Annotated in this window: 3 protein-coding genes; all 3 read left to right on the forward strand. The window is 44.4% G+C overall.

The features are described 5' to 3' along the window. Positions 1-15 precede the first annotated feature (15 nt). The 3 genes from gtfA (at position 16) to ACZ49W_RS03930 (ending at position 12339) form a co-directional block, all read left to right on the forward strand. Entirely contained in the window at positions 16-1518 is a 1503-nt protein-coding gene (gene gtfA / locus ACZ49W_RS03920; protein ID WP_464814028.1) for an accessory Sec system glycosyltransferase GtfA, read from the forward strand. After that, a complete protein-coding gene (gene gtfB / locus ACZ49W_RS03925) occupies positions 1515-2837 on the forward strand; it encodes an accessory Sec system glycosylation chaperone GtfB (RefSeq protein ID WP_464814029.1) in 1323 nt (440 codons plus the stop codon). Before gtfA ends, gtfB begins: the two co-directional genes overlap by 4 nt. Positions 2838-3012: 175 nt before the next feature. After that, positions 3013-12339 (forward strand): lectin-like domain-containing protein, encoded by a 9327-nt coding sequence (locus ACZ49W_RS03930; protein WP_464814030.1) that lies wholly within the window; start codon positions 3013-3015, stop codon positions 12337-12339. The last annotated feature ends 131 nt before the right edge of the window (positions 12340-12470 follow it).

Consider the following 12470-nt stretch of genomic DNA (forward strand, 5'->3'; position numbering starts at 1 on the left):
TGAAAGGAGAATGATTTGACCATTTATAACATTAACCTAGGGATTGGTTGGGCAAGCAGCGGTGTCGAGTACGCTCAAGCCTATCGTGGTGCTATCTTGAGAAAGCTAGGTGTCGAGAGCAAGTTTATTTTTATGGATTTTTTCAACCATGAAAACATCGCAACCTTGACACGCAACATTGGATTTTTAGACGAGGAGATTATCTGGCTCTATAATTTCTTTACGGATATGCCCATTGCCCCAACGACCTATACCTTAGAAGAGCTCAAGCGCGCTTATCGTAACCCAATCGTTCGCGAAGTGGACGAGGGAGTGACCATGAAACTCTTTTTCAATGATGAGGACTACTTGCGGGTTTATTTTGAAAGAGGGAGTAAAGAGTTGGTTCACCGAGTAGAGGTCGTCTCAAAAGGTGCCCTGGTGCGTAAAGACTATTATTCGTTTCAAAAGACTTTTTCAGAGTATTTTATCCCGAAAAACAATCAAGCTACCCTCTATCAACGTACTTTTTTCAACCGTGACGGTAGTGTCGCTTATGATGAGTTGATTCAAGAAGGCACAGAGAACATTTATCGCTTCAAGGATCAGATTTTTTATTCCAAGGAACATTGGATTGGGTATTTCTTTAGGTGCTTGCAGTTAGGGCGTGAAGACGTCCTCATCATGGATCGCTCGACTGGTCTTGGACGGGCTGCTTTTGAAAATAAAGGCGAGGCTCGCTTAGGTGTTGTCGTCCATGCCGAACATTATAGTCCTAGCAATGTGACGGACTACACCATTCTATGGAACAACTATTACGAGTATGAGTTTGATAGTGTTGCTGAGGTGGATTTCTTCATTGTTTCAACGGATTTACAAAAGAAAACCTTGGCGGATCAGTTCCTCAAGTATAAGGGCGTAGAGCCAAAGATTGTGACCATTCCAGTCGGTAGTCTAGACGAGTTGAAGCGTCCTTCGATTGAGAGAAAGCCTTTTTCAGCCATCACCGCTTCAAGGCTAGCTTCTGAAAAGCATATCGATTGGCTGGTTTTAGCGGCTATCGAGATTAGAAAGGTCTTACCAGAGTTTACCTTTGACATTTACGGTGAAGGGGTGGAGCGCTCTAAACTTGAAGACTTAATCAAAAAACATGAGGCTAGCGAGTACATCCGCTTGATGGGGCACCATCATTTGGAGGACATCTATCAGCAATACCAGCTCTATCTAGCAGGGTCAACCAGTGAAGGTTTTGGTCTAACCTTGTTAGAAGCGGTTGGATCTGGTTTACCGATTATTGGTTTTGATGTGCCTTACGGCAATCCAACCTTTGTGCAGGAAGGTAAAAACGGTTTTTTAATCGAACATAAAGAAGGCAAGGATGAACGTGAGATTGTGAGAGATTTTAAAGACAGCGTGGTGACTTTCTTTGAAAAAGAAGACCTCACCCCTGTTTTTGAGGCTTCCTATGCGATTGCAAGCCCTTATCTCACAGAAGAACTCATCGAACGCTGGAGAGAGCTAATAGGAGGAGAAGCATGATCAATTTATTTGAACGCTACCATCAAAAAAGCTGGGATTTGCATTTTTCCCTTCTAAAATCAGGGTACAAGGCACCAACGGTGGTTCTAGAGGACGACGGTTTTCTACCTGATGATGTGACGTCGCCCTATCAATTTTTCACCGGTTATGACCCTAAAGACGACGGACGCCCCCTTTATTTTAATGAATTAACCGTGCCAAAATTGTGGGAAATTAGGGGCAATAATACAGAAGGTGAAGTCTATGACTATCACTACAAGCGCGCTAGAATTGTTTTTTCTAGCCCCACACATGACCGGTTGATTAAGCAGGTGGACTGGTTAGATGAAGCAGGAAAGCGCGTGGTCTTTACCGATCGCTACAATGATAAGGGACAGCGCTTTGCTCAGACTGTTTATGATGCAGAGGAAGTCGCTTTGAAAACCAGCTATTACGATCGTCTCGGCAGAGAAGTCATCAGCGAAAACCACCGAACAGGCGCGATTTTACTGAGTGAGGGAGAAAAAGATCAGCTCTTTTCAGACAAGGTTGGCTTTATTCGCTATTATTTGGAAAAAGCTGGTTTTGTCCTTGATAAGATTTGTTACAATTCCTTATCCACTCCGTTTTTTGTGGCATTGGGTATAGGAGGAGCCAGCCACTATCTCTTCTGGCAGGAGGACATCACAGACAGTATTCCTGGCAATATGCGCTATTTGTTTGAGAAAATCGGTGAAAAAGCGAACGTGTTAGTTCAAAGTAAGGCCACTTATACGAAGATGATGCCCTTGCTAAGCGAAAAAGAGAAGGAAAAAGTCCATTACCTCGGCTTCCTCTATCCTTTCCAAAGAGAGGTCACTTGGAACCATGAGGCGCTCATTCTCACCAACTCTGATGAGATTGAACAGTTGGATAGACTGGTCGAAGGCTTGCCAGAACTGACCTTCCATATTGGTGCCTTAACCGAGATGTCCCCAAAGCTCCTAAGCTACTCTCGCTATAAAAATGTTCGCCTGTATCCAAATATCTCAGTAGCAAAAGCCAGACAACTCTTAAAGCAAACCGCCTTTTATCTGGATATCAACCACCACGGCGAAATCTTATCTGCCCTGCGGGCTAGCTTTGAACATCGCCATTTGAATTTAGGATTTAGAGAAACCCTTCATCAACCTCAGTACCTCTCTAAAGAGCAAGTTTTTGCAAGAGATGACGCGCAAAGCATGGTTGCCTGTATCGAGACTTGCTTGAGGGACCGGTCGTATTTTGAGCGCTTGGTAACAGCGCAAGAAACAGCTAGTGATTTGGTGACGGAGGAGGCTTACCGAGCCTATTTGGGTTAAAAAATGGCGCAAAAAACAAATATCAGATAAAGTTCGTGAGAAATTTCTATCAATTTCCGAATTTTTTCGTCAAATTAAACCTTTCCTATTGAGTTATTTAGGAATAAAGTGTAGAATAAAAACAACTGTATAGACCGATAGGTCTATCAAAAATAAAAAAAGAAAAGGGATGAGCATGAAGCGTAAACGTTTTAATAAAGATTTTGAAGAAATTGACCGCAAAAGTCGGGTCAAACTTCACAAATCAGGTAAAAATTGGGTGCGAACGGTCATGTCACAACTTGGGCTCATGCGAGTACTTGGTGGCAAGAACGCCTCGGATCGTGTCACAGTGAATGAAGAAAGCCTAGAGGCTCTAGAAGGGCATAGCGCTTACATGAAAGCTCTGCTCTCGATGGGAGCTCTAGGCGCTGGCGTCGTCGCCCAGCAAAATCTCGTGCATGCTGAAGAGATCCAAGAAAGCGAGCAAGCGCAAACTGGTGATCAAGTCACCCTTGCAGGGAAGGATCAAGTCACCCTCAAGCGTGAGGAGAAAGAAACGGCTGAGACCTCTATCTCAGAAAGCACCAGCACAACCACTTCTCAATCTGAAAGCACAGCAAGTGAGAGTCTATCGCTTTCTGTTAGTCAAAGCGAAAGTCTATCTCTTAGCCAGTCTTTGGCGGATAAGACCTCAACGAGCTTGAGCAACTCAGAAAAGAGTCCAAGCCTTTCGGATAGTCTTAGCCAGACTCCAGCAAAAGAGACCTCTCTTTTGAGTAGCTCTGAAACACCATCTCTATCTGCGACCAGTGAAGCTTCTGCTAGCTCTCGTGTCGCTTTGGACGCGTCTGTCGTAGCGCCGCTTACCAACACTGAGAACAAAGCGCTGTTGGAAACAGCCACCTATGCTGTGGCGCAGGCAACCCCAACGACCAGCACTTCTGTGGCGCGTAGTGGACGCAAGAGCAATGCCCTTCCTCGTCCTGAAAACGAAGGACAACCCATCCCAACCGGAACAGGGTTTAGGATTATTGGAGATACTCGCCCTAACTATGCCCAATATGATTTGGGCAATGCTACGATGACCCAAGAGGACATCAAGGTACATGTGACCAAGGATACCCAAGATGGTTTCTTTAAAACCTATGCAGATGCAACCATGGGAAGTGACGGCACTGTTACCCTAACACCTAACCAAGGAAATAAAAAAGGTTCCTACACCCTCAATACCAAGGTTGATATGACCAAGGACTTTACCCTCAAAGGAAAGATTAACTTAGGGGATAAAGTAAGATGGAGTGGAGGAGACGGGATTGCCCTTGTCTTTTCTACGGGTGACATCGGAGCCGTAGGAGCGCAAGGTTCTGGTCTAGGTGCGACTGGGGCAGCCTTCAAAGGAAGTTTTGGCTTTAAACTAGATACTTATCCGAATACTGCAGATGCAAATTCGGCAGCAGATCCATTCACTAATGAAAATACCGCTTTTGGAGCCTTCTTTTATGTAGATAATACAGGTAAGGCTCAGCCTTATGGAGTGAACAGTCAAGATGCTCCAGCTGTTAAATTGACCTCCAATCCAAGCACCTCTAATACTGGTCTAAAAGATTATGAAATTACATATAAGGCGGATACTAAAAAGTTAACCATTACCTATAATGGTCAGACCTTTACACCTAAGAATGCCAATATGGTACAGACTTGGTTAACCCAAGCAGGAAACTTTTCTGGAGATCAAACGAAATCAAAATATCTGACTCTCAACATCAACGCCTCAACGGGTGGTGCCAGCAACTTGCAACAGTTCCAGTTGGAATCGATGGATTATACCGCCAATGGTGCCTTTATCAAGGTTAGGTATATCGATGACCAAACTGGTGCAACCTTGAAGGATGAAAAATTCTACGCCCAACCAGCTGGGGAAACTATTGATTTGACGCCTAGTCAAAATGCTATGTCATCTGAAAAGTTGACTATCAATGGGGTAGATTATGGTAATCGTTATGAATTTAAACGCACCAACGTTGATACAGCGGATGGTTACCGTTCTGGTCAAACTGTTGAGTTTAAAAATGGTGTACAAACTGTTACCTACACCTTCCACGACCGCACACAAGATGTGAAAGATTCTTTGAGTAGGAGTCAAAGCACCTCAACCTCTATCAGTATTTCAACATCCGAACAAAATTCTCGTGCATCCGAAGCAACCAGCAAGGCCAACTCCAGAACGTCAGAAAGTTTGAGCATCAGCCGCTCCAACTCATCCGCAAGCGAAAGTATTAGCCGTTCGAATTCCTCACAAAGTGAAAGTATCAGTCGTTCGAACTCATCACAAAATGACAGCATTAGTCGCTCGCTTGCTTCAAGAAGCGAAAGTATCAGTAAGTCTAATTCGAGCGAAAGTCTTAGCTTGAGTCAGTCTCTTTCTAAGAAGGATTCTACCGACGCTTCAGAAAGCATCAGCAAATCTAACTCGAGAACGTCAGAAAGTTTGAGCATCAGCCGCTCCAACTCATCCGCAAGTGAAAGTATCAGCCGTTCGCTTGCCTCACGAAGTGAAAGCATTTCTAAATCAAATTCGACGCAAACCGAAAGCATTAGTCGATCACTTGCTTCGCAAAGTGAGAGTATTTCGAAATCTAACTCATCCGCAAGCGAAAGTATTTCTAAGTCGAATTCCACGCAGACAGACAGCATTAGCCGTTCACTTGCTTCGCAAAGTGAGAGCATTTCGAAATCTAACTCATCCGCAAGCGAAAGTATTTCTAAGTCGAATTCCACGCAGACAGACAGTATCAGTCGTTCGCTTGCTTCACAAAGCGAGAGCATTTCGAAATCCAACTCATCAGTAAGTGAAAGCATTTCTAAGTCGAATTCCACGCAGACAGACAGCATTAGCCGTTCACTTGCTTCGCAAAGTGAGAGCATTTCGAAATCTAACTCATCCGCAAGCGAAAGTATTTCTAAGTCGAATTCCACGCAGACAGACAGTATCAGTCGTTCGCTTGCTTCACAAAGCGAGAGCATTTCGAAATCCAACTCATCCGCAAGTGAAAGCATTTCAAAATCAAATTCATCTGCCAGTGAGAGCCGTAGCCAATCTCTTGTATCAGAGAGCCTCAGCATCAGTGAATCCACGTCTAAACGTGAATCCACGCTTACTTCAACGAGCTTGAGTGACAGCACCTCTGCATCAGAATCAGCCTCAAAACGTGATTTCATCAATGAGTCAACTAGCCTCAGCGACAGCACGTCAGCGTCCGAGTCTACGTCTAAACGCGAATCCACTAATATATCAGAAAGTATCAGTACAAGCGAATCCGCTTCAAGACGTGAGTCTACGATTGCTTCAACGAGCATGAGCGACAGTACATCTGCTTCAGAATCCGCATCAAAACGTGATTCGATCAATGAGTCAACTAGCCTCAGCGACAGCACGTCAGCGTCCGAGTCTACGTCTAAACGCGAATCCACTAATATATCAGAAAGTATCAGTACAAGCGAATCCGCTTCAAGACGTGAGTCTACGATCGCTTCAACGAGCATGAGCGACAGCACATCTGCCTCAGAATCCGCATCAAAACGTGATTCGATCAATGAGTCAACTAGCCTCAGCGATAGTACGTCAGCGTCTGAATCTACTTCTAAGCTAGAATCAACGAATACGTCGATCAGCGAGAGTCGCAGTCGGTCACTTGTATCAGAAAGCGATAGCATCAGCAAGTCGAACTCATCGGCTAGCGAAAGTATTTCGAAATCAAACTCTTCACAAAGTGATAGTATTTCCAAGTCGAATTCATCCGAAAGTGAAAGCATATCGAAATCAATTTCATCTGCGAACGAAAGCCGGTCAGCTTCAATCGTTTCAGAAAGTCTAAGTCTCAGCGAGTCTGCATCTAAGCGTGAATCAACGATTGCTTCAACGAGCATGAGCGACAGTACATCTGCTTCGGAATCAGCATCGAAACGTGATTCGATCAATGAGTCAACCAGTCTCAGCGATAGTACGTCCGTATCAGAATCTACGTCCAAACGTGAATCAACAAACGCCTCAGAAAGCATCAGTACAAGTGAATCCGCATCTAAGCGTGAATCCACAATCGCTTCAACGAGCATGAGTGACAGCACCTCTGCCTCTGAATCTGCATCAAAACGTGATTCGATCAATGAATCAACCAGTCTAAGTGATAGCACGTCAACATCTGAATCGGCTTCTAAGCGTGAATCCACAATCGCTTCAACGAGCATGAGTGACAGCACCTCTGCCTCTGAATCTGCATCAAAACGTGATTCAATTAATGAATCAACCAGCCTCAGCGATAGTACGTCCGTATCAGAATCTACGTCCAAACGTGAATCAACAAACGCCTCAGAAAGCATCAGTACAAGTGAATCCGCATCTAAGCGTGAATCCACAATCGCTTCAACGAGCATGAGTGACAGCACCTCTGCCTCTGAATCTGCATCAAAACGTGATTCAATTAATGAATCAACCAGCCTCAGCGATAGTACGTCAACATCTGAGTCTGCATCTAAGCGTGAATCCACAATCGCTTCAACCAGCATGAGTGACAGCACCTCTGCCTCTGAATCAGCATCAAAACGTGATTCAATTAATGAATCAACCAGCCTCAGCGATAGTACGTCAACATCTGAGTCTGCATCTAAGCGTGAATCCACAATCGCTTCAACGAGCATGAGTGACAGCACCTCTGCCTCTGAATCAGCATCAAAACGTGATTCAATTAATGAATCAACCAGCCTCAGCGATAGTACGTCAACATCTGAGTCTGCATCTAAGCGTGAGTCCACGATCGCTTCAACGAGCATGAGCGACAGCACATCTGCTTCGGAATCAGCATCAAAACGTGATTCAATTAATGAATCAACCAGCCTCAGCGATAGTACGTCAACATCTGAGTCTGCATCTAAGCGTGAATCCACAATCGCTTCAACGAGCATGAGCGATAGCACATCAGCTTCAGAATCAGCATCAAAACGTGATTTTATCAATGAGTCAACTAGCCTCAGCGACAGCACGTCAACATCTGAATCGGCATCTAAGCGTGAATCCACAATTGCTTCAACGAGCATGAGCGACAGCACATCTGCTTCAGAATCCGCATCGAAACGTGATTCGATCAATGAATCAACCAGCCTCAGCGATAGTACATCAGCATCTGAATCTACTTCTAAGCTAGAATCAACGAATACGTCGATCAGCGAGAGTCGCAGTCGGTCACTTGTATCAGAGAACCTCAGCATTAGCGAATCTACGTCCAAACGTGAATCCACGAATGCATCAGAAAGCATCAGTACAAGTGAGTCAGCATCAAGACGTGAATCAACGATTGCTTCAACCAGCTTGAGTGATAGCACCTCTGCATCAGAATCCGCATCGAAACGTGATTTCATCAATGAGTCAACAAGTCTCAGCGACAGCACGTCAGCGTCCGAGTCTACGTCTAAACGCGAATCCACTAATACATCAGAAAGTATCAGTACAAGCGAATCCGCTTCAAGACGTGAGTCCACGATAGCTTCAACGAGCTTGAGTGATAGCACCTCTGCATCAGAATCCGCATCAAAACGTGATTCCATCAATGAGTCAACCAGTCTTAGTGATAGTACGTCAGCGTCAGAATCTACGTCTAAGTTAGAATCTACGAATACGTCAGTGAGCGAGAGCCGTAGCCAATCACTTGTATCAGAAAGCGACAGCATTAGTAAGTCTAACTCATCAGCTAGCGAAAGCATTTCGAGATCTAATGCTTCACAAAGTGATAGTATTTCCAAGTCGAATTCATCCGAAAGTGAAAGCATATCGAAATCAATTTCATCTGCGAACGAAAGCCGGTCAGCTTCAATCGTTTCAGAAAGTCTAAGTCTCAGCGAGTCTGCATCTAAGCGTGAATCCACAATTGCTTCAACGAGCATGAGCGACAGCACATCTGCTTCAGAATCCGCATCGAAACGTGATTCGATCAATGAATCAACCAGCCTCAGCGATAGTACATCAGCATCTGAATCTACTTCTAAGCTAGAATCAACGAATACGTCGATCAGCGAGAGTCGCAGTCGGTCACTTGTATCAGAGAACCTCAGCATTAGCGAATCTACGTCCAAACGTGAATCAACGATTGCTTCAACCAGCTTGAGTGATAGCACATCTGCATCAGAATCCGCATCAAAACGTGATTCCATCAATGAGTCAACCAGTCTTAGCGATAGTACGTCAGCGTCAGAATCTACGTCCAAACGTGAATCAACAAACGCTTCAGAGAGTCTAAGTTTCAGCGAATCGGCGTCTCAGCGTGAATCAACGATTGCTTCAACCAGCTTGAGTGATAGCACATCTGCATCAGAATCCGCCTCAAAACGTGATTCGATCAATGAGTCAACCAGTCTCAGCGATAGTACGTCCGTATCAGAATCTACGTCCAAACGTGAATCAACAAACGCTTCAGAGAGTCTAAGTCTCAGCGAATCGGCGTCTCAGCGTGAATCAACGATTGCTTCAACCAGCTTGAGTGATAGCACATCTGCATCAGAATCCGCCTCAAAACGTGATTCGATCAATGAGTCAACCAGTCTTAGCGATAGTACGTCAACATCTGAGTCAGCGTCTCAGCGTGAATCCACAATTGCTTCAACGAGCATGAGTGACAGCACCTCTGCATCAGAATCCGCATCGAAACGTGATTCGATCAATGAGTCAACTAGCCTCAGCGACAGCACATCAGCGTCAGAATCTACATCTAAGTTAGAATCTACGAATACGTCAGTGAGCGAGAGCCGTAGCCAATCACTTGCATCAGAAAGCGACAGTATTAGTAAGTCAAACTCATCAGCTAGCGAAAGCATGAGCCTTTCAAACTCTAAACGCGATTCAACGAACGCTTCCATCAGCACAAGTGAAAGTGAATCTAGAAGTTCAGAAAGCATCAGTACAAGTGAATCAAAGAGCTCTGAAAGCACTAGCATCAGTGCATCTAAAGCGTCAGAAAGTGAGAGCATTCGGGATTCTAAAGTTTCAGAAAGTCTTAGTGTTAGTGAGTCCAAGGCGTCAGAAAGTTTGAGTATTCGAGATTCTAAAGCATCTGAGAGCCTCAGCATCAGCGAATCTAAGGCATCAGAAAGCGAAAGCATCCGCAATTCTAAACTCTCTGAAAGTCTTAGCACGAGTGATTCTAAAGCCGAAGACAGTATGAGCAGATCAGCCTCTCTTGTTTCTGAAAATGATAGTTTGAGCCGCTCTATTTCTGAACGCAACTCGATCATTGCTTCAGTGAGCGCAAGCGAGAGCGATTCGGCTTCCTTGTCAGCGTCGCTTCAAACGTCTATCCAGATTTCACTCAGCGAAAGTTGCAGCAATTCTCTTGCCTCAGAAAAAGCAAGTCTAAGCGAGTCAGGTTCTAAACGTAATTCTGTCTATGCTTCAGAAAGCATGAGCGAGAGTGATTCGACTTCAAAACGTCAGTCTAATCTCCTTTCTCTTAGCCTGAGTGAAAGCGACTCATTATCCCTTTCCATCTCAAATCGTGATTCGTTAGTGGCGTCTGCAAGCCTAAGCGATAGTGTTTCTGTATCTGAGTCAATGTCTAAGCGTGATTCTAAGTTACTTTCTGAAAGTCTCAGCGATAGTGAATCCGCATCTCTATCAAGATCGCTTCAAACGTCTATCCAGATTTCACTTAGCGAAAGTTGCAGCAATTCTCTTGCCTCAGAAAAAGCAAGTCTAAGCGAGTCAGGGTCTAGACGCGATTCGACTTATCAGTCAGAAAGTCTAAGCGAGAGCGAATCAAAGAGCCTAGATTCTGTTAGCCGTTCTGAATCACGTGCTTCAGAGAGCCTCAGTCGTTCTGAATCTCAAGCCAGCGAAAGCGACAGTATCAGTAAGTCGAACTCATCAGCTAGAGAAAGTATTTCGAGATCAAATGCTTCACAAAGCGAAAGTATCTCTAAATCAAATTCTGAAGCTAGCGAAAGCATTTCTAAATCAAACGCATCTGCAAGTGAGAGCCTTAGCCAATCAAATGCTTCAGAAAGTCTGAGTCGTTCAGCTTCTCTACTTTCTCAAGAGATGAGTCAAAGCACTTCAACCTCTAAGCAAAATTCTCATTTTGCTTCTGAAAGCGTTAGTCTAAGTGAGTCAGGTTCTAGACGTGATTCGACTTACCAATCAGAAAGTCTCAGCGATAGTGAATCGAAGAGTCTAGATTCTATGAGCAAGTCTGAATCCCGTGCTTCAGAAAGTGACAGCATCAGTAAGTCAGCTGAATCTGTTAGCATGAGTCGCTCAACTTCAGCTCTGTCAGAAAGTGAGAGCCTATCAAGATCAGCTGCCTCTATCAGTCTCAGCCGTTCTGAATCTCAAGCCAGCGAAAGCGACAGTATCAGTAAGTCGAACTCATCAGCCAGCGAAAGTATTTCGAGATCAAATGTTTCACAAAGTGAAAGTATCTCTAAATCAAATTCTGAAGCTAGCGAAAGCATTTCTAGGTCAAACGCATCTGCAAGTGAGAGTCGTTCCCTTTCTGAGGTTTCAGAAAGCGAAAGTATCAGCAAATCTGTCGCATCTCGCAGCCTCAGCCGTTCTGCATCAGAGCAATCAGAAAGTGAGAGCATGAGTAGATCGATGTCTTCAGCAAGCGAGAGCCGCTCTATGTCAGAACGTTCCGAGAGCGAAAGCCTCTCTAGATCTACTGCATCAGCAAGTTTGAGTCGCTCGGCGTCTGAATTGTCACAAGAGATGAGCCTAAGCACTTCAACCTCTAAGCAAAATTCTCATTTCGCTTCTGAAAGTGTCAGCCTTAGCGAATCAAGTTCTAAACGTGATTCAGCTCACCTGTCTGAAAGCCTAAGCGAAAGCGAATCCGCATCGAAACGTGCTTCAAGCATAGCTTCAGAAAGCATTAGTCTGAGTGAATCAGCGTCTAGACAGGCTTCAGACCGTCAATCCGAAAGTTTAAGCATCAGCCAAAGCCGTTCTCTTTCCCAAGAGTTAGAGAGCCGTAGCTTGAGCCAGTCGGTGTCACAACGCGATTCAAGATTCGTCTCAGAAAGTATGAGTAAGAGTCATTCAGCCTTAGCTTCTGAATCAGCTCGTCGCTCTCTATCTATCAGCATGAGCACAAGTGCGTCAGTTTCTACATCTATGTCACTTAGCGAGTCTATCTCTAAACGTGAATCAGCTCATCTGTCAGAAAGTGTCAGCACCAGTCTTTCTAGATCTGCCTTTGTATCTCAGCAAGATTCTTTATCAAGGTCAGCAAGCACAAGCCAGTCTTTATCTATCTCTGTTTCTGTTTCTCTCAGTGAAAGCATGAGCCGTGCTCACTTGAAACCAAGTATGTCCCAATCTGTGATGAGTACCTCTGCTTCTCAATCAGCCAAAGCAGCAGCACTTCCGCAAACAGGCGTAAAAGAAGACGGACGTCTCTCTTTACTCGGCCTAGGAGTTGCCCTATCAGCATTAGGCGTTCTTGGTAAGAAAAAGAACAGTCGTAAAGATGATATCTAGTAAGATACGTATCATGTAAAATGAAAAGAGAAGACCAATTTTGGTTTTCTCTTTTTTGTGTGTAGAAAGGAGAGCATTTTCAAAAAATATGTCATTTATAGTTGACATATCATAAGAAAAGGACTAAACTT

The organism is Streptococcus sp. STR1/CE/0325, assembly GCF_055386095.1.